The sequence below is a fragment of the Neobacillus drentensis genome (genome assembly GCF_036966985.1).
GTDB classification, from domain to species: Bacteria; Bacillota; Bacilli; order Bacillales; family Cytobacillaceae; genus Neobacillus; species Neobacillus drentensis_E.
This window is the reverse complement of the sequence record NZ_JBALSN010000115.1, coordinates 8542-27775: the sequence shown is the minus strand read 5'-3', so window position 1 is coordinate 27775 and position 19234 is coordinate 8542. Positions and strand designations below refer to the sequence as shown.

The 19234-nt window shown below is 40.3% G+C and carries 15 protein-coding genes and 1 riboswitch; of the genes, 4 read left to right on the top strand and 11 right to left on the bottom strand.

What is annotated here, in order from left to right:
• The 11 genes from V7659_RS08080 to V7659_RS08030 form a co-directional block, all read right to left on the bottom strand.
• A partial coding sequence (locus V7659_RS08080; protein WP_335539287.1) for an MFS transporter occupies nt 1-303 on the bottom strand: 303 nt, incomplete at its 3' end.
• A gap of 183 nt (nt 304-486) precedes the next feature.
• A complete protein-coding gene (locus V7659_RS08075; protein WP_335453511.1) occupies nt 487-870 on the bottom strand; it encodes a VOC family protein in 384 nt (127 codons plus the stop codon).
• 31 nt (nt 871-901) lie between these two features.
• Nucleotides 902-1465 carry an NAD(P)/FAD-dependent oxidoreductase gene (locus V7659_RS08070; RefSeq protein ID WP_335453513.1) on the bottom strand — a complete coding sequence of 188 codons (564 nt, stop codon included), beginning with the start codon at nt 1463-1465 and terminating at the stop codon, nt 902-904.
• A gap of 225 nt (nt 1466-1690) precedes the next feature.
• Complete coding sequence (locus V7659_RS08065) at nt 1691-2902, bottom strand: MFS transporter (RefSeq protein WP_335453515.1); 1212 nt, start codon at nt 2900-2902, stop codon at nt 1691-1693.
• A gap of 14 nt (nt 2903-2916) precedes the next feature.
• Complete coding sequence (locus tag V7659_RS08060) at nt 2917-3318, bottom strand: MarR family winged helix-turn-helix transcriptional regulator (protein WP_335539284.1); 402 nt, start codon at nt 3316-3318, stop codon at nt 2917-2919.
• Nucleotides 3319-3461: 143 nt separating this feature from the next.
• A complete protein-coding gene (metH, locus tag V7659_RS08055) occupies nt 3462-6911 on the bottom strand; it encodes a methionine synthase (protein WP_335453519.1) in 3450 nt (1149 codons plus the stop codon).
• Complete coding sequence (locus V7659_RS08050; RefSeq protein ID WP_335453521.1) at nt 6889-8748, bottom strand: bifunctional homocysteine S-methyltransferase/methylenetetrahydrofolate reductase; 1860 nt, start codon at nt 8746-8748, stop codon at nt 6889-6891. Before V7659_RS08050 ends, metH begins: the two co-directional genes overlap by 23 nt.
• Nucleotides 8745-9938, bottom strand: coding sequence for a cystathionine beta-lyase (gene metC, locus V7659_RS08045; protein WP_335453523.1), 1194 nt, complete (start codon nt 9936-9938; stop codon nt 8745-8747). The genes V7659_RS08050 and metC overlap by 4 nt, the downstream gene beginning before the upstream one ends.
• Entirely contained in the window at nt 9938-11050 is a 1113-nt protein-coding gene (locus V7659_RS08040) for a methionine biosynthesis PLP-dependent protein (protein ID WP_335453525.1), read from the bottom strand. The genes metC and V7659_RS08040 overlap by 1 nt, the downstream gene beginning before the upstream one ends.
• Before the next feature lie 95 nt (nt 11051-11145).
• Nucleotides 11146-11261: riboswitch (SAM riboswitch) on the bottom strand.
• A 67-nt stretch (nt 11262-11328) separates the two neighbouring features.
• Entirely contained in the window at nt 11329-11994 is a 666-nt protein-coding gene (locus V7659_RS08035) for a DUF421 domain-containing protein (RefSeq protein ID WP_420491253.1), read from the bottom strand.
• A gap of 152 nt (nt 11995-12146) precedes the next feature.
• Entirely contained in the window at nt 12147-13205 is a 1059-nt protein-coding gene (locus tag V7659_RS08030) for a lactonase family protein (RefSeq protein WP_335453528.1), read from the bottom strand.
• A gap of 142 nt (nt 13206-13347) precedes the next feature.
• Here V7659_RS08030 and mgrA point away from each other — a divergent pair, with 142 nt between their 5' ends.
• The 4 genes from mgrA (at nt 13348) to V7659_RS08010 (ending at nt 19111) form a co-directional block, all read left to right on the top strand.
• A complete protein-coding gene (gene mgrA, locus V7659_RS08025) occupies nt 13348-14340 on the top strand; it encodes an L-glyceraldehyde 3-phosphate reductase (protein WP_335453530.1) in 993 nt (330 codons plus the stop codon).
• Nucleotides 14341-14556: 216 nt separating this feature from the next.
• Nucleotides 14557-17007, top strand: a complete 2451-nt coding sequence (locus V7659_RS08020) for an alpha-mannosidase (protein WP_335453532.1) — start codon at nt 14557-14559, stop codon at nt 17005-17007.
• Nucleotides 17008-17143: 136 nt separating this feature from the next.
• Complete coding sequence (locus tag V7659_RS08015) at nt 17144-18457, top strand: amylo-alpha-1,6-glucosidase (protein ID WP_335453534.1); 1314 nt, start codon at nt 17144-17146, stop codon at nt 18455-18457.
• A 30-nt stretch (nt 18458-18487) separates the two neighbouring features.
• Nucleotides 18488-19111, top strand: coding sequence for a YesL family protein (locus tag V7659_RS08010; protein ID WP_335453536.1), 624 nt, complete (start codon nt 18488-18490; stop codon nt 19109-19111).
• The last annotated feature ends 123 nt before the right edge of the window (nt 19112-19234 follow it).

The following is a 19234-nucleotide window of genomic DNA, read 5'->3' as shown; positions in this document are numbered from 1 at the left end:
ACTAAGCTGAATGATATTCTGGGCCACACCACACAAAGCCGAGCCAATCAGAAAGACTATTAGTCCAAAAATAAAAAAGCGTTTCCGTCCGTACATATCGGAAAGCTTACCGAAAATAGGCATCCCAGCCATCACTGCTACCATATAGGCAGATGTGACCCAAATAAATTTATCAAAACCACCGAGGTCTGCTACAATGGTAGCCATCGCCGTTGCTACAATCGTATTGTCCATAGCTGCCATTAAAATCGCCAATAGTAAACCCGCGACAACGGGCTTAAGATTCGTGTCTTTTTTGATCATACAATTTCCCCTTAATATTAAAAATAAAAGTAATAAATACGCTCCTTTTTTTAAAATTGATAATCAAGCTAAACCAATTTTAAAAGGAAGGGTGTAGACTGTCAATTTTTATGTAAAATGCATCTTAATTTCGCAATGAAAGAAAAGGGACTCAGTCAGCTGAGTCCCTTTCATTTACTAAATTTACCGTTGGAAAAACTCGACCTTTTCACCATCGGGGCCTTGCACGAAGAAATTACGATACCCATTAGGAAGCGTCACGATTTCATCACTAATAAAGACTACGTTTAAACCTTTTAAACGGTTGAATTCCTCTTCAATATTATCAACCAAGAAGGCGATATGATTGACTTTTCCTTCAGCTGGAAGATCAGGATTACCGCCATACACTAATTCCAGTTCTGTTTCATCCGATCCATTGAATCCAAGGAAGGCTAACGTTCTTGCACCGTTGGCAATCGTAAATTGGTCTTTTAATTCTAACCCAACTACTTTTTGATAAAAAAGTAGTGAGGCATCAAGGTCGCTTACCATTACACCGACATGGTCCATTTTCCTAACCACCATTTGGCCTTCCCCCTTTATGTACCTTCCCTTGTTATGCTTTTAAAACATCATGGTCAACATAGCGTTCACCATTAATTTCACTGATAACATTAATCGCCACTTTGGCCCCATCGCCAGCAGTAATGATGGTGTGCATGCTCACACCCGCAACAGTTCCGGCTGCCCAAATACCGTCAATATTTGTTTTACCTGAAGCATCAACATCAAAAATTGCTTTGATTCTTGGCTCAGTTCCTGGCTTTGTTGTTAATCCAGCAGCTTCAGCAAGATCAACAGACATTCCTGTAGCAAGGATTACATGTTTTGCTTCATATTCACCCTGATCTGTTTCTACTTTAAATCCAACCTCTGTTTTACTGATATTTGAGACAGTAGCTTGGACAATTTCTGCACCAAATTTGCTTGCTTGTTTTTTCCCAATTTCAACAAGATCTGGTCCAGTAATTTCTGCCACTCCATAATGGTTTTCAATCCATGCTCTCTTCGTCACGCTCTTATCATTATCAATAACCACTGTTTTCTTTCCAGCTTTCGCAGTGAAAAGAGCCGCACTTGCGCCAGTAGGTCCAGCACCAACAATTAATACATCAATCATATTATTTACCTCCCATATATTGAAAAATTGATTTCAAAATAAGATTAGCGTAAATAGAAACATATGTAAAATCAACTGCCTATCTTTCGATTAAATATTTGAATTTTTATAATAAACAAACTTCATATCACTGTCCGCAAACTAAAAGAACCATCATTCCCTGCTTAGAAATGAAGGTTCTTGTGTTTGAGGTGGTATAGATGGTCATTTTTGAGGTAGCAGTTATTACGAGTTAAGGTTATTTGTTGCTCTTTGGCTATGTTCTTTAAACGAAGCATGTTTTCGGGTATGAAGAAAATAATAAAGAACAATCCCGATTAGAACATAGAAGGAACTAAAGAAGTAAAGAGAGCTATAATCCATTTTTGCGGCTGCTAATCCGACCACAAACGAGCCTAAGGCGATCCCGATATCATAGATTGATAGGAAAGTAGCGGTAGCTAATCCTCTTTTTCGAGGCGCGGCGTCTTGAATCGCAATTGTTTGGAAGGTTGGAAACAGCGTTCCCCAGCCTAAACCAATCATTCCTGCTGAAAGGAGAAAGCTTACCGCGCTGCCGCTTTGACTTAAGACAAACATTCCTATTGCAAATAATAGGATAGAAGGAAAGACAATCACATTGGGACCATACAGGTCTAACCATTTTCCAGTAAAAGGTCTTGAAATTAATAAAATAATCGCATAAACCACAAAGAAAAGGGAGGAAACCTCTGCAAGGTGTATTTCCGTTGCAAAAACAGATACGAAAGAAAGAAGTGCTGAATAAACGATGGCAAGGAAGCCGCCAACAATTGCGATCGGAACGGCTGAAGGCTCAATTAAGTTTTTGAATGAAAAGGCAGATTGTATAACAGGATGGTCTGTTGGATCTGTTTCTTTAACTTTTACACTTAACCCCGTAATCAACGCTCCGAACGCCACAATGACACTAATGATGAACAGGGTTTCCGGCCCCCATTGCTGGATGGCAGTTAAGCCGAGAAATGGTCCTAATACCATTGCCATATTCGTCGACATGATAAAATAACCCATTCCCTCGCCACGGCGCGAAATCGGAATAAGGTCTGCCACGATTGCCCCTACAGCAGTTGTAGCCATCCCAAAACCAACCCCATGTAATAATCGGATGGCCAAGAATCCCATGATTGTTTTTGGAAAAAAATATAATAACGAGGCGCCTGAGAAAACAATCAGCGCAGTAAGCAGCACTTTTTTATAACCAGATTTTTCAAGCCATTGTCCAGCAAGCGGACGTGATATAATCGCTGATATTAAAAACACGGTTGTCATTAATCCCGCCTGTGACGCATTACTGTCAAACTCCTGTATTGCATAAATAGGAAGTGTAACGAGTAAAACATAAAAGGTTAAAAATAGAAAAAAGTTACTTAACGAAATACTAATGAAATTTTTCGTCCATAATTTAGGCTTATTCATATGATCGCTCCTTTTTATAAAAGCTTTTGTAACCAGCTTTTTTGTAAATGAAAAAGNNGTTCTGGAAGATGCTTCAATAATGATTGATTATTTTCCATGACGGTTTTTTCCCACTCAGGGTACAATTTTAATGCCAGATCTGTTAATTGAATCAGTTTCTCGCGCTTGTCCTTACCTGGGACCTGACGTACGTATCCTTGTTTAACAAGCCGTTGAATGGTGCGGGTCATTGGTGGGGCTTCAACGAATAAGTATTCACAAAGCTCTTTTTGGGTTAAGGAGCCTTTGGTTTGTAAAACAAAAATGACGGACCATTGTGACCCGTATAAACCTAAAGGTTTGAGTGCTTCATTAAGTGTATTGGTCAGATGACGTGAGAGCTGGTGCAGCGTATGGAATAATTCGTGGCTATTCATTTATGTAGCACACCTCAAACTTCTTTTTATTAATTAGTTACCTAGGTAACTATAGTAGATTTGTTTTAAAATGTCAAGGCAGGTGCACACACAAAAAAATTCCGCGGAAGGTAATAATCTCCCGCGGAATCCCAAGAACATCCCTATCTCAACACATTAAAATACCTAGCTTCCGGATGTGCAAATACGATTGCTGAAACAGAAGCTTCAGGCTCCATCATACAGCCTTCTGTTAACTGAATGCCGATCTCTTCCGGTTGAATCAACTTAAATAGTTTCTTTTGATCTTCCAATTCTGGACAAGCAGGGTAGCCAAATGAAAAACGCTGACCTTGATATTTAGCCGTAAAACGGTCCTGCATGGTGAAATCAAGCGGATCTGGGAAGCCCCAGCGGTCGCGCATTTGACGGTGAATTAACTCGGCAAAGCCTTCTGCCGTCTCTAATGCAAGTGCTTGGAGAGCATGGGACTCTAAGAAACGCCCATCCCGCTTAAATTGCTCAGCTTTTTCCCGGATTCCCCTGCCAGCTGTAACCGTAAAGAATCCGACATAATCTTTCTCACCACTGTCCACTGACTTAAGGAAATCAGCTAAACAAAGATGTGGTGCCGATTCCTGACGAGGGAAGTCAAATGTTTCAATGACCTCGTCTGGATTTTGCGGATTATATATAAGCACTTTATTGCCATCCGCTTGTGCTGGGAAAAATTGATAAGCTGCAGCTGGAGAAATCCAGCCGTTTACACGAGCATCAGTCAATAATTGGTCAACGACTTCTTTCACCTTAACCGCTTTTTCATCCTTTGCAGCTATTAACTTGGCGATTTTCCCCTTCACACCAAGATGGTGACCAATCAACATTTGCATATTGATATATGGTTCAATATGAGAAAGGGAATACGATTTAAGGACATGCCTCTTTGTATCCATTGGCGTAAAGACAGGAACCTGGGTCGACACCGCTGGCTTCGGTTTTACCGCAACGGAAACAGATGAGGGGCGCTCAAACTCCCTAGGAACAGCTAAAGAGGCCAATTTTTCATTTTTTTCAAGCATTAATTTCTGAACTTCCTCTTCCGAATTCAATTGATTCGCAATCGAAAGACCGGTCATCGCATCTTTGGCATAAAGGACAAGTCCATCATACTCCTTGGCAATCTTCGTATCGGTGAATTTCCGAGAAAGTGCCGCCCCGCCAACGAGGATAGGTACAGCAATACCAGATTCCTTCATATCCTGAGCCGTTAACACCATTTGCTGTGCGGATTTCACCAGTAAGCCTGATAAGCCAACCATGTCTGGTTTTTCACGATGGATTGCTTGAACTAAATCAGTTGGGTTGACCTTAATCCCAAGGTCAATTACATCATAGCCATTATTGCTAAGGATGATATCGACGAGGTTCTTCCCAATATCATGAACATCGCCTTTCACCGTAGCTAAAATGATTTTCCCTTTTGTAGCAGAAACATCGCCTTTTTCCATGTGTGGCTCTAAATGCGAGACAGCTGCTTTCATGACTTCCGCACTTTGAAGAACCTCGGCAACGATGAGTTGGTTGTCGTTAAAGAGACGGCCAACTTCCTTCATCCCTTCCATTAATGGACCATTAATAATATCCAGCGGGGCAGGGTAAGCTTCAAGGGCTAAATCTAAATCTGGCAGTAATCCTTCTTTTGTTCCTTCCACCACATAATAAGCCAGTCGCTCTTCTAGACTCATATTTGGAACAGTGGATTTCGATTCTTTCTTTTTGCCGCGATAAAATTCAGTAAAGGTTGCTAAGGTCTCATCAGTTGTATCAAATAAAAGAGCTTCTGCTAATTGAACTTCTTCTTTAGAAATGGAAGCAAACCGCTCTAGTTTTTCCGTATTAACAATCGCATAATCTAGTCCTGCTTGGGTGCAGTGGTATAGGAATACAGAATTGAGAACTTCTCTGCCGACAGGAGGAAGCCCGAAGGAAACATTACTAATTCCGAGGATTGTTTGTACCTCTGGTAAATTTTCCTTAATTAACCTAATTCCCTCAACCGTAGCCTTGGCGGAACCGATATATTGTTCATCGCCAGTCCCAACAGGAAACACGAGCGGATCAAAAATGAGATCCTGTGGTTTTAGACGATATTTATTGACAAGCAGATCATGGGATCGTTTCGCAATCTTTAGTTTTTGCTCCGCGGTAACTCCCATTCCTTCCTCATCAATGGTCCCGACAACAACAGCAGCACCGTAGCGATGGATTAATGGAACTACTGCTTCAAAGCGTTCTTCGCCATCTTCGAGATTAATGGAATTGATAATGGCTTTACCTTGTGAATATTTAAGTGCCCGCTCAATAACCTTTTCATCAGTAGAATCGATAACAAGGGGAGCCTTTACTTTCTTAACCACTTCTTTAATAAAGTTTTCCATATCAACCATTTCTTCACGGTCAGGGTCGGCAAGGCAAAGGTCGATGACATGCGCACCGCCTTTGACTTGGGCACGGGCAATCTCTGCTGCTTCTTCAAATTTTCCTTCTGTGATTAAACGTTTGAATTTACGTGAGCCAATTACATTTGTTCGTTCGCCGACCATAATTGGTCGTAACGTCGGATCATCATAAATGAATGGTTCAATACCTGAAACCATATGAACGGCATTTGGCTTAAATTCTCTCGGTTGGAATTCCTTCATCGCATCTGCGATTGCTCTTATATGGGAAGGAGTCGTTCCACAACATCCGCCAACAATATTCAGCCAACCATGAGCAGCAAAATCAGCCAGCTTTTTTGCTAACGTCTCAGGTGTTTCATGATAATGTCCTTCTTCATCAGGCAAACCAGCATTTGGATAGCAGCTGACAGCTGTGGATGCCAAATCTGCAAGTGAGCGAACATGGTCCTGCATGAATTCAGGACCTGTAGCACAGTTAAGTCCAACGGCAACAGGATTCATATGCTCAATGGAGATAAAAAACGATTCAATTGACTGTCCTGCAAGTGTTGTCCCCATTGGCTCAATTGTTCCCGAAATAAACAGCGGCAGTGTTTTACCAGTTTTTTCGAACGCCCGCTCAATCCCAACATAACCTGCTTTTACATTCAACATATCTTGACTTGTTTCAAGAAGCAGGAGGTCAACTCCACCATCGATTAAGCCAATCGCTTGTTCTTCGTATGCGGCGGCAAGGGCATCAAAGGTAGTTCCGCCTGTAACACTTAATGTTTTTGTCGTCGGACCCATCGAACCAGCCACATATCGAGGCCATTCATCTGTCGAAACCTTGTAAGCTTCTTTCACCGCAAGGAAAGCAGCGATTTTATTAATCTCATAGGCTTTATAACCTAACTCATATTCATCGAGAACAAGACTTGTAGCACCGAATGTATTGGTTTCAATGATGTCTGCCCCTGCTTCTAAGTACTCTCGGTGAATATTAGCAATGACAGAGGGTGCGGTTAAAACCAGGTTCTCGTTACAGCCTTCATACTGCTCGCCGCCGAAATCTTCGGCTGATAGATTTGCTTCCTGGATCATCGTTCCCATCGCCCCGTCCATGACGAGGATTCGTTTTTTGAGTTGTTCAGTAAATGGTGTTTTCGGCATAGTTGCTCCTCCTCATTTCACTTGCACGCTGACGAGCATATAACGCCAATTCAGCAGTTAATTCATAGCGTAAAAATGGTGTAATCAAATAAATTCCGTTAAATAAATCGAGTGCAGTATCGATTAATGATTTAGTAATTTCAATTCCTTCACGCGCTGCCTGCTCAGGGTTATCGTTGAACATTGCCATTCGGTTTCGGATCGAATCAGCAATTTTAATTCCCGGCACTTCATTATGAAGGAACTCGGCATTTTTACTGCTTGTCAGTGGCATTAGGCCAATATAAATAGGTGCATCAAGATGTTTGGTATTTTCATAGACTTCGATTAATTTTTCCTCTGAAAAAACAGGCTGGGAGATAAAGTAATCAGCACCGAATTGAATCTTTTTCTCCAAACGCTTCACCGCTTTTTCGACAGAACGGACATTCGGATTAAATGCACCCGCCACACTAAAAGCTGTTTTTTGTCCCAAGTCTTTACCGGAGTAAGACAAGCCTTCGTTCATCTGTTTAATCATTTGTATTAGTTCAAATGACGACACATCATAAACGGACGAGGCACCAGGGAAATCTCCGACTCTAGCAGGGTCACCTGTAATGGCTAAGATATCATTCATTCCAAGTGTGTGAAGACCCATCAAATGAGATTGAAGCCCGATAATATTGCGGTCACGGCAGGCAATATGAATCAGCGGCCGCATACCTAACTCACTTTTTAAAAGATAGCCTAAGGATTCATTAGAAATACGAACGGTTGCCAGTGAATTATCCGCAAGCGTAATGGAATCAATGCCAGCTTCTTTTAGCGCCTTAGCCCCTTCGAAAAACTTAGTTGTATCCAGTTTTCGAGGAGGATCTAATTCGACAATAACCGATGGTCGTTCTTTCACAATTTCCTGCAGGGGAGTGTATTCCCTTTTAGGAGATGATTCGACAATAATCGGCTTTTGTTTCAATTTTACAACTTTTTCAGTCACAGGGATACTATTCTTTAATTCAGAAGCATAGGCGCGAATATGGTCAGGTGTTGTCCCGCAGCAGCCGCCAAGCAAGCGTATGCCTTCGTTTCTAAAGCGCTGCGCAGATTTTTGGAAATAATCGGCATCGCCTTCATAATGAAACTTTCCGTCTGTATAGGTTGGAAGACTTGCATTTGGATAGGCAGATAGGAAAGCATGCTTCGGAATCTCAACCTGTTCCAATGCCAATAGCATATGGTGCGGACCTAACCGGCAGTTAAGGCCGACAACATCGGCGCCAAGGCCTTCCAGTCTTTTTAAAGCATCATTAACAGGTGTCCTGTCCTGTAAGAAACCAGGGTCCTGAAGGGAAACTTGAGCAATAATCGGCAGCTTTGTTTCCTTCCGCGCAATCGTTAGGACGGTTTCGAGCTCTTCTAAATCGTAAAAGGTTTCGAATAACAGACCATCAACACCTTCAAGCAAAAGGCAATATAATTGTTCACGGAAGCTTCGTTTTAATTCTTCTATTGTAATCGAACTTGTTTTGATCCCGCGGTTGCCACCCATCGTTCCGAGGACATAAGCATTCGATTGAGCGGCTTTTTTTGCATTGTGGACAGCAGCGCTGTTGATTTCCTTAACTGAGTCTTCTAATCCATACCGCTGCAGCTTTAAATAGTTGGCTGCATACGTATGGGTTTGAATGATGTCTGCTCCGGCGTCAATATAGGCCCGATGGATATTTTGAATCTGCTCAGGCTGAGATAAATTGAGTTCTTCTGAACATGTATCCACGCCAAATGAATAAAGCAGTGTGCCCATGGCACCATCGCCTATTAAAATTTGTTTTTTTAATTTGTCTAAAAAGGTCATGATGATTCTCCTTGATGTAACACTAAATGTTGAGCACGAACCTCCTCAAGGGCCTGAGAAAAATCTTTAATCAAATCATCTGGATTTTCTAATCCAACTGATAGACGGACAAGTCCATCTGTAATTCCACGCTCCAAGCGGTCCTGTTTAGACATAGCAGCATGAGACATTTTGGCCGGATATGAAAGGATGGATTCAACCGCACCTAAACTTACCGCAAAAACAGGGATTTCCACATTCGCCACAAAGGTGCGTAGGGCATCTTCAGTAGCTAATTCAAATGATAAAACGGCCCCAGGACCATCTGCTTGATCTTTTTGGATTCTATATTGCGGGTGGCTTACAAGCCCTGGATAATGAACCTTTTCAACAAGCGGATGTGCATCTAAAAATTCTGCAATTTTTATCGCTGATTTTTGTGATTGCTCGAGGCGAACACTCAGTGTCTTAATTCCTCTTAATACGAGCCAGGCATCTTGAACACCTAAAATTGCACCAAAACTATTTTGTAAGAATCCTAGTCTTTTAGCTAAATCTTCATCTTTGACAACGGCAAGTCCTGCCACTACATCACTGTGACCTGCTAAAAATTTCGTTGCACTATGAAGGACAACATCTGCACCCAAGACAAGCGGTTTTTGGTGGTAAGGGGTAAGGAATGTATTATCAACAAATGTTAATGCATTGATTTCTTTAGCGATTTCGCTAATCGCTTTAATATCTGTTACTTTCATCAATGGATTTGATGGTGTTTCCACATAAAATGCCTTTGTATTCGGCTGAACCGCTTCTTTTACTTCCTCTAAATTAGTCATATCAACAAAGGTATGTTCAATCCCAAGTCTCGAAAGAACTTGAGTGACCATTCGGAAGGTACCGCCATACACATCCTCGGTAATCACAATATGGTCGCCAGAGGATAGAAGAAGGAAGGCAGTTGAAATTGCTGCCATCCCTGATGCAAAAGCAAATCCTTTCACTCCGCCTTCGAGTTCTGCAATCACGTCTTCAAGTGCTTCTCTCGTCGGATTTAAGCTGCGGCCATAATCATACTTGCCAAACTGATCGAAATCCGATTGGTGGAAGGTCGATGCATGCTGGATTGGTACACTAACTGCTCCAGTTATCGGATCAATTTTATGCTTATTATGAAGGAGTCTGGTTTCAAAAGTATATTGATCGTGTGACATTAGGCAATCACTCCTTCTTGAACATGGACAAACGCTTTTTCCAAATCTTCTATTATATCTTGTGAATCCTCAAGTCCTACGGAAAAACGTAATAACCGATTACAAACGCCTGCTTGAATTCGAACTTCTTCTGGAATATCCGCATGTGTTTGTGTTGCCGGATAGGTAATAAAGCTTTCTGTACCACCTAAACTTTCTGCAAAACTAATTAGCTGTAAACCTTGTAAAAATGGATTAACCCATGTTTCGTCTTTGATCCTAAAGGAAACCATTCCGCCTCGACCGGGGTAAAGGACATCAGTGACCGCATCATGCTCAGAAAGAAATTCGACAATGTTTTTTGCATTTTTTTCATGTCGTTCCATCCGAAGGGACAATGTTTTCATTCCGCGCATTAATAACCACGAATCAAATGGACTTAACACCGCTCCAGCACCGTTATGGTGGAAGGCCAAGGCTTCACAAAGTTCTTTTCCGGTTGCAACAACAAGACCGGCAAGAACGTCATTATGTCCTCCTAAGTATTTCGTTGCACTGTGGATGACAATATCCGCGCCAAGGGTAATCGGCTGCTGCAGGAGTGGAGTGTAGAAAGTGTTATCGACGATTAACAATAATCCGTGCTGCTTTGCAATTTTTGAAACGGTTGCAATGTCAGATTCCTGCATAAGCGGGTTGGTTGGTGTTTCTATGAAAATAGCTTTTGTTTGCGGGGTGATTTTCTTTTCAATCTCTTCCGGACAACAGGTATTCACATATTGAGTGGTTAAGCCCCATTTTTTATAGCCCTTTTCTAATAGACGGTAGGTACCTCCATATAAATCTTCACTAACGATCCATTCGTCACCAGATTCAAATAGAGCAAGGATAAGTTGAATGGCAGCCATACCAGAGCTGCATGCAAATCCCTGATCAGCACTCTCTAAATCAGCAATTGTTTTCTCAAGGAGCTGGCGTGTTGGATTTCCTGTTCGCGTATAGTCAAAGCCAGTTGATTGGCCAATTCCCTCATGACGGAAGGCTGTTGAAAAGTATACTGGCGGATTAACCGTTCCTGTTGTTGTTTCACTTCGGTTTCCTATTTGGGCAAGTTTCGTATCAATTTTGTACATGAGTACCACTCCTTGTGTAGTATAAAAAATAATAAAATAAAAAAAGCCATCTTTGTAAGAAGAAGGCTTTTGTAAGTACGACCAAAAAGTCATTCTTCTTATCTTGCAAATTAGCAGCTAATTTGCAGGACTTAGCACCTTTTCAATGAAATAGCCATTGATGGTTGCTGAGGTGTCTTCGGGCCATTCCCTCAACCTCTCTTGATAAGAAAATTAATATTTAGATTATTTATAAAATTTACTACAAGTTAATACGTGGAGTCAATAGTTTTGTTAATCTATTTCATATTAAATAAGAAAACCTGTATTTTTTTCTGGCTATCGATGGTGGCAAGCAATATATTTCTTACTTCAACCTGATGAAGGCTCCTAAGTGTGTGAACAAGCCAGTCTTCCATTACATTTAACTCTTTTAGGGCAGAGTAATCTAGCTTGCCTTCCCTTATGACTGTTTTTGGAAGATCAAATGGCTCAACGGTCATTTGGTAATTTGCCGGTGTCAGTGCAGTATATTTTGGATCTAAAAAAATAGAGATTTTTCCATCAGATTCCCACAAGGCCAACGCTACTTTTTTTACATCTTCTACTTTTTCTTTTCGTAACTCTGCTAATAAATGATCAATAGAAATTCTCGCTTTCTTTAGGCCCTTATAATTGATTTCCCCATTTTTAATAAGTGTGAAAGGTGCCGGGTCGAGAAACTTTTCAATACGGTTTGATTTTAGGGTAAGTATTAATCCTCCAGTATACAAAATCACCAAGACAACTGTGGTAATCATGGAACCTTTCATCCCAAGGCGTTCATCGGACAATGGGTGAGCAATGATATTTCCTAAGACTAAGGCAATAACAAAATCCAATAACCGTAACTGTGAAATGGCGCGTTGACCCATGATTTTTGCAACAATCAGCAAAAAGAAAAAGGCAATAACAGCCCTGACCATCCACTCGAAGGAACTAAGTGTTTCCTGACTATGAAAAAAATCTAACAACGGAGACACATCCTTTACAAAAAAAGCATCCCACTTAGTATTGACTCGTATTACAAGAATTTATTAAAAAACAGGATAAGTTCGTCACTTATCCTGCCTTGATATTATACATGTAAGAATTTAATACAAACTGGATACGGAACCTCTATATCGGGCTGTATTAATGTAAGTTTTCCAGTGTTTTCATCACGTGAAAACAAAACGAGGTTACTGGACTCTTGGTTCGATGCCACAATGAATTTCTCCGATGGGTCTAACATAAAATCCCTCGGCCAATCACCTTCAGTTGATGTACGATCAACAAAGCTAAGCTCTCCCGTTTCTTGATCCACACGGAAAACCGCAATACTGTTATGGCCACGATTACCAGCGTATACAAACTGTCCATCCGATGAAATATGAATGGCGCTGCCTTGATTATTCTCGTTGAAATCGTCAGGCAGCGTAGAAATATATTGTTTCTCTGTGAAATGACCATTCTCCGGGTGATAGGTTAACACAATCACCTCGGAACTAAACTCCGTCATGATATAAGCAAATTGTTGATTTGGATGGAAAACCAAATGTCTTGGTCCGCTTCCAGCTTTTAATGGAAGAAGATTCGTTTTTGAAAGAGTGCCATCACTGTTAACTGCATAAGTGATTAAAGCATCTATACCCAATTCAACAACCGCTAAATAATTCTCATCAGGGGTGATGCCGGCATAATGGGTATGAGGTTTCTCTTGTCTTGGGTCTGGTCCTGAACCTTCATGTTTAATGATGGATGCTGCTGGTTGAATCGTTCCATTTTCCTGGTTAATTAGATAAGATTCTACAGATCCTTTATGATAATTGGCACTGAATGCAAAGCGATTTTTACTGTCAACACTCACGTGACAAGGGGAAGACCCTGGAAGCATCTGACGATTAAGTTCAGTTAATGTGCCATTTTCACTAATAGAAAAAGCAGCGACGCCACCATTGTCACCTTCTTTGGCAACAGAGTAGAGGTAGCGATTGTCATTACTAATGGTTAGGTATGTAGGATTTTCTAACTTAGCAGCAACTGTAATATCGGTGATTCTTTTCTCGTTTGTATCTAGTTTAAAGGAATAGATTCCTTCGCTCCCACCCTTCGTATACGTTCCAATAAAACCAAAATATTTTTGATTGTTTGTCATTTTTTTACTCCTCATATAATGTAGTCTGTTTATTTTATCAAAGTTTCAATTTATTACTCAAATATTGCACCTATGGTGAATGGAATTTTATTAATATGGTATAGTTAGCATATCAAAAAAATATAGGGATGAGGAAAACTACATGATCTACCAAGCAGCCGAAAATCGTTATGAATTTATGAAATATAATCGCAGCGGCCGTTCAGGATTAATGCTGCCGGCCGTTTCGCTGGGACTTTGGCATAACTTTGGCGGAGTAGATCCCTATGATAATGGACGGGCCATGCTCAAAAGAGCGTTTGATTTAGGGATTACCCACTTTGATTTGGCCAACAATTATGGTCCGCCGCCAGGTTCAGCTGAAGAAATGTTTGGTCGAATCTTAAAAACAGACTTTGCTCCTTACCGTGATGAAATGATCATTTCTACAAAAGCAGGCTATTATATGTGGCCTGGACCATACGGGGATTGGGGCTCAAGAAAATACTTGGTATCAAGTCTCGACCAAAGTTTGAAACGACTGGGGCTTGACTATGTGGATATTTTTTACTCCCACCGTCCTGATCCAAATACACCCTTAGAGGAAACGATGACGGCATTAGATTCCATTGTTCGTCAGGGTAAAGCGTTATATGTTGGAATTTCTAACTACAGTGCGGAACAAACTGCTGACGCCATAAAAATATTGAATCAGTTAGGAACACCTTTGTTAATCCATCAACCAAAGTATTCGATGTTTAATCGCTGGATAGAGGACGGCTTACAGGATGTGCTTCAGGAAAACGGGGTCGGTTCAATCGCCTTTAGCCCCTTAGCTCAAGGTTTATTAACAAATAAATACCTCACAGGAATTCCAGCAGATTCTCGTGCAGCAAGCTCAACAGGGTTCTTGCGTGAGGAACATGTAACTGCTGAAATATTGGGGCGTGTTCAAAAATTAAATGAAATTGCAACAGAGCGTGGTCAAAGTCTGTCTCAAATGGCGCTTGCTTGGGTTTTACGCAGTGGAAGGGTTACTTCTGTCCTAATTGGTGCGAGTAGAGTGAGCCAAATTGAGGAAAACGTTGATGCATTAAATAACCTTGATTTTTCTGAGCAAGAATTAGCAAGGATTGAGGATATTCTTAATAACTAAGAAGAAAGGATGGGCTTTTGCTCATCCTTTTTTAAGGTACTGTAATTCACAATACTTAGTTTATCGGATACACAAACTAAGGTTAAGATGCTATAATAGGTCCAATCGTAAATAATATAAATGAAAGCGGTGTTTTTACGATTACAAGAGGCGGTTAAAACTGAAGAGTATAAGTAATCCAACCAAGAATATCAATCAATCAGGAGGAAATTCTACATGAAGAATATGTTTATGATTGGAAATGCACACCTTGACCCGGTTTGGCTTTGGCGTTGGCAGGAAGGATTTCAAGAAGTAAAGGCGACATTTCGTTCGGCACTTGATCGTTTGAAAGAATATGAGAATTTTATTTTCACATCTAGCTCTGCTGCTTATTATGAATGGGTAGAAAAAAATGATTCGCAGATGTTTGAGGAAATAAAGCAAAGGATTCAAGAAGGAAGATGGATCATCTGTGGAGGCTGGTGGATTCAACCAGATTGTAATATTCCCAGTGGTGAATCGTTTGTCCGCCAAGGCCTGATTGGTCAAAATTATTTTAAAGAAAAATTCGGAGTAACTGCAACGGTTGGCTACAATGTTGACAGCTTTGGGCATAATGGAATGCTTCCGCAAATTTTAAAGAAATCCGGGATGGATTCCTACGTTTTTATGAGACCAGGCCCTGAGGAAAAAGGACTTCCAAGCCGTTTGTTTTTGTGGGAATCTAAGGACGGTTCACGTGTAAAAGCATTTCGAATTCCTTTTGAGTATTGTACCTTTGACCATCTCGAAAACCATATTATGCACTGTAAGAACGAACTTAAACATTCGTTTAACCATTTAATGTGCTTTTATGGTGTCGGCAATCATGGGGGGGGACCAACCAAAGAAAACATAGAGATTATTGAAAAATTAAATGAAACGATGGATGATACAAATCTTATCTTTAGTTCACCTAATGACTTTTTCGAACATGTGGAAAGCCTGAAGGACACACTCCCTGTTGTCCATGATGATCTGCTCCATCATGCTGTTGGTTGTTATTCAGTTCATTCAGAAGTGAAGAAGCTAAACCGTTATTCCGAGAATCTCACATTAATGGCTGAAAAGTTTTCTTCGATTGCGAACTGGGCAACCGGACAAGCCTACCCTTCAGACATGAACCAAGCTTGGAAAGGAATTTTATTTAATCAGTTTCATGATATCTTAGCGGGGACAAGCATTGAATCTGCATATGATGATGCAAGAGATTTATATGGGGAAGCTATCAGTATCTCCTCTAGAAATATGAATTACGCTCTACAATCCTTAAGTTGGAATATTAATATTGAAGAAGAAAAAGGCATGAAGCCAATGGTTATCTTTAATCCGCATTCTTGGCCAGTGAAGGTGAATGTTGAAATTGAAGATGGTTTATTTGTTAATTACCTGCTGCCAGAAGAGTTCATTATCGAAGATGCAAAGGGTAATGAAGTACCGTACCAAATTGTAGACCCAATTGCAAAAATTCCTAATCGAAAAAGAGTTGTATTCTTGGCAGAACTGCCTCCATTAGGATATAGCACATATAAACTTCGTGCACTTAAGCCAGCTAAAGAGTTTGAAATTGTAAAAGTCAGCGAAAATGAAATGGAAAACGATCGCTTCAGGCTGGTTATTGATCAAGAATCTGGTGGGATTCGCAGTTTATTTGACAAAGTTAAACAAATTGAAGTTTTTAAGAACGACGCAGCTATTCCCGTTGTCATGAATGACATTTTCGATACATGGGGACATGGGACGTTGCGCTTTGATGAGATGACGGGCGTATTTAAGCCAGTTCGAATTAAGAAGTTAGAAGAAGGACCAGTAAGAGGGGTTATCCGGGTAACATCAAAGTTTCAATCTTCAACAATTGTTCAAGATTTTATTATGTATAAACAATCCAATAAGATAGAAGTCAAGGTGAAAGTAAACTGGCAAGAAAGCTATCAAACTTTAAAAATCAAGTTTCCTGTAAGCTTTAATCAGCGGAATACCACCTATGAGATTCCATTTGGGCATACTACGCGTGAGTCGGATGGGAACGAAAAACCGATGCAAAACTGGATTGATGTAACAGGGACAATTAGTAAACAAAGGGAAGAGATTTACGGCCTAAGTATTCTTAATGATGGAAAATATGGCGTTGATGTGAAAGGGAATACCATTAACTTGACTGTTCTAAGAAGCACAATCTATGCACACCATGCACCGTTTATCCCTGATATGGACGAGGATTACCCGATTATTGATCAAGGGATTCAAACGTTTACTTATCAATTGTTACCACATGAAAACAGCTGGGAAGAGGCTGAAACGGTAAAGCATGCACTAGAATTAAATCAAAAACCACAACTGATTGTTGAAACGTACCATAAGGGGTCACTGCCGCAAGAAGATTCATTTATTTCGATAGATCAACCAAATATTATACTTTCTGCTTTAAAGAAAGCGGAGAATCATGATGACCTGATTATTCGTTTAGTTGAAACGAATAACGCAGAAACGGTCGCAAAAGTCGAATTGAAAAATTGGGGAAGATCTATGGAGCTGCATTTTGGACCTATGGAAATCAAAACATTATGCATTCCAAGAAATCCTGAAAAGGCCATTTATGAAACCAATCTAATTGAAAATCTCAATCAGGCACTGGTTACCGTATGAAGGCCAACGATATAATTCACCGTTTACATGATTGCAGCGACACAGGAAATGGAATATTTACTATTTGAAAAAATCATTTAGTAATGAGAACATGGATTTATCCATCTATAATAAATTGACTGGGGGAAGCAGTTTGATGGATGCTAGAATAGTTGAAATGGGTAGAGAGAAGGCAGAAAAAATTCTATTGCAAAATGGTGGAGAGCTTGGTTTACTTGGATCAAGTACCGCTTACCAACAAGTTTGGGCAAGAGATAGTATGATCTGTGGACTTGGTCTTTTAGCGTGCAGCAGTGAAGCGGGGCCAACGATTCATCGCCGGTCATTGGAGACATTAGGACAGTTTCAAAGTGAACTGGGGAAGATTCCTCATAATGTTGGTTTTCCGAATGTTTTAGATCCCGCGTTAATTGCACATGGTGGAAAACTTGAAGATGAAGGTGAAATTGGACAAGCTGTGGAAGATTCCATCCATGCGGGTTGTGTGGACGGGAATATTTGGTATATTATTGGTCATTATGCGTATTACCAGGAAACGAACGATCAAGAATTTTTACGAAAATGGTGGGGGAATTTAGAAAAAGCACTGCTTTGGCTGCGATATCAAGATTCGAATGAGTGTGGCTTATTAGAAGTACATGAGGCAATGGACTGGGCTGATTTGTTTGCCAATCGTTATAATGTTCTTTTCGATAATGTGCTATATGCAGCGGCCTGGAAGTGTATGGGACATATGGCAGATGCGTTAAACATCCCTTCAAGCTATTATTATGAAAATGCCGCAGATGTTAAGAAAAAAATTAATATTCTCCTATGGATTACTCCGGATAATCAGGAAAAGATGGACTGGGTTAAAAAAGAGCGAAAAGAATGGATTTATCCGATTAAGCGGGTCGAAACGGAATTAGTAGAAAGACCATTTTATTTACCGTATATGGGGTTCCGCGATTATGCGGACCGATTTGATACACTTGCCAACCTGCTGGCAATCGTCTTTGGAATTGCGGATGAAGAACAAGCCAATAAAATATTGGATTATATTCATGGCTGTGGCATCAATGAACCTTATCCGGTTCAGGCCCTGTATCCTGCCATTCGCGAGGGGGAAAAGGATTGGCGGGATTATTATCGCGTTCGGAATCTTAATTTGCCGCATCACTACCATAATGGCGGTGCATGGCCATTTATTGGGGGATTCTATGTTACTGCGTTAATTCAGGCCAAAAGGTTTGATGAGGCAACCTATCAATTAGAGAAATTAGCAAGCATGAATAAAGCTGGTAAGAAAAATGAGTGGGAATTTAACGAATGGTTCCATGGCCAATCAGGAAGACCGATGGGATATGCAGGTCAATCATGGTCAGCAGCCATGTATCTGTTTGCGGAGAATGCTGTTAGAAATCAGAAGGTAAATATTTTTAATAGTGAACACCAATGGGTATCCTATTAAACTTTCCTACATTTTAAAGGATGATTATGAATGAATACTAAGGGCATAAAAGGTTTTATCTATCGGATTACGGAACTCGTGATGCAATTTGCCTATCTACAATTGTTGTGGATTGTCTTCACAATTGTTGGATTGGGGATTTTTGGTATCTTTCCCTCCACGGCAGCCATGTTTTCTGTGGCTAGAAAATGGGTAATGGGAGCAGAGGATGCACCTGTTTTTAAAACATTTTGGCAGACGTATAAAACCGAATTTGTAAAGGTAAATGGACTTGGTTTAATTTTCGTTGCGATGGGTTGGTTATTATATGTTGACTACCACTTCTTTACCATGGGAGACTCGGTCGGAAGCTCACTATTGAAAATTGTAACGATCTTTATCACATATTTCTTTATTACTACTGCTATTTATTTTTTCCCTATTTTTGTTCATTTTCACTATCGTTTCTTTGACTACGTAAAATATAGCTTTTTATATAGTGTGGCCTCTCCACTAAGGACAGCGGGTATTTTTATTATCTCTTGTGTGATCTATTTCTTGCTATTGAAAGTACCTTCACTTTTTCTCATCTTTAGCGGGAGTATTATTAGTTATATTTGGATGTGGTATGTTTACTTGACGATTACTAAAACGCAGGCAGCCAAAAAAAAGTGAGTTTTGGAAATTAACTTGCTTTCTATCATAATATAAAAGAATTGTTTGACAATGATAGGACTAGGCATTAAAATTCAATTAAGTAGAAAATTTCTTATCCCAAAATGGGAACGTTCCCATTTT

Excerpts from the sequence above, each read along its gene's own strand:
- V7659_RS08070 (WP_335453513.1), bottom strand. The coding sequence starts at position 1,465 with ATGATTGATGTATTAATTGTTGGTGCTGGACCTACTGGCGCAAGTGCG.
- V7659_RS08075 (WP_335453511.1), bottom strand. The coding sequence starts at position 870 with ATGGTGGTTAGGAAAATGGACCATGTCGGTGTAATGGTAAGCGACCTT.
- V7659_RS08010 (WP_335453536.1), top strand. The coding sequence starts at position 18,488 with ATGAATACTAAGGGCATAAAAGGTTTTATCTATCGGATTACGGAACTC.
- V7659_RS08020 (WP_335453532.1), top strand. The coding sequence starts at position 14,557 with ATGAAGAATATGTTTATGATTGGAAATGCACACCTTGACCCGGTTTGG.
- metH (WP_335453519.1), bottom strand. The coding sequence starts at position 6,911 with ATGCCGAAAACACCATTTACTGAACAACTCAAAAAACGAATCCTCGTC.
- metC (WP_335453523.1), bottom strand. The coding sequence starts at position 9,938 with ATGTCACACGATCAATATACTTTTGAAACCAGACTCCTTCATAATAAG.
- V7659_RS08030 (WP_335453528.1), bottom strand. The coding sequence starts at position 13,205 with ATGACAAACAATCAAAAATATTTTGGTTTTATTGGAACGTATACGAAG.
- V7659_RS08015 (WP_335453534.1), top strand. The coding sequence starts at position 17,144 with ATGGATGCTAGAATAGTTGAAATGGGTAGAGAGAAGGCAGAAAAAATT.
- mgrA (WP_335453530.1), top strand. The coding sequence starts at position 13,348 with ATGATCTACCAAGCAGCCGAAAATCGTTATGAATTTATGAAATATAAT.
- V7659_RS08040 (WP_335453525.1), bottom strand. The coding sequence starts at position 11,050 with ATGTACAAAATTGATACGAAACTTGCCCAAATAGGAAACCGAAGTGAA.
- V7659_RS08035 (WP_420491253.1), bottom strand. The coding sequence starts at position 11,994 with ATGGTCAGGGCTGTTATTGCCTTTTTCTTTTTGCTGATTGTTGCAAAA.
- V7659_RS08065 (WP_335453515.1), bottom strand. The coding sequence starts at position 2,902 with ATGAATAAGCCTAAATTATGGACGAAAAATTTCATTAGTATTTCGTTA.
- V7659_RS08050 (WP_335453521.1), bottom strand. The coding sequence starts at position 8,748 with ATGACCTTTTTAGACAAATTAAAAAAACAAATTTTAATAGGCGATGGT.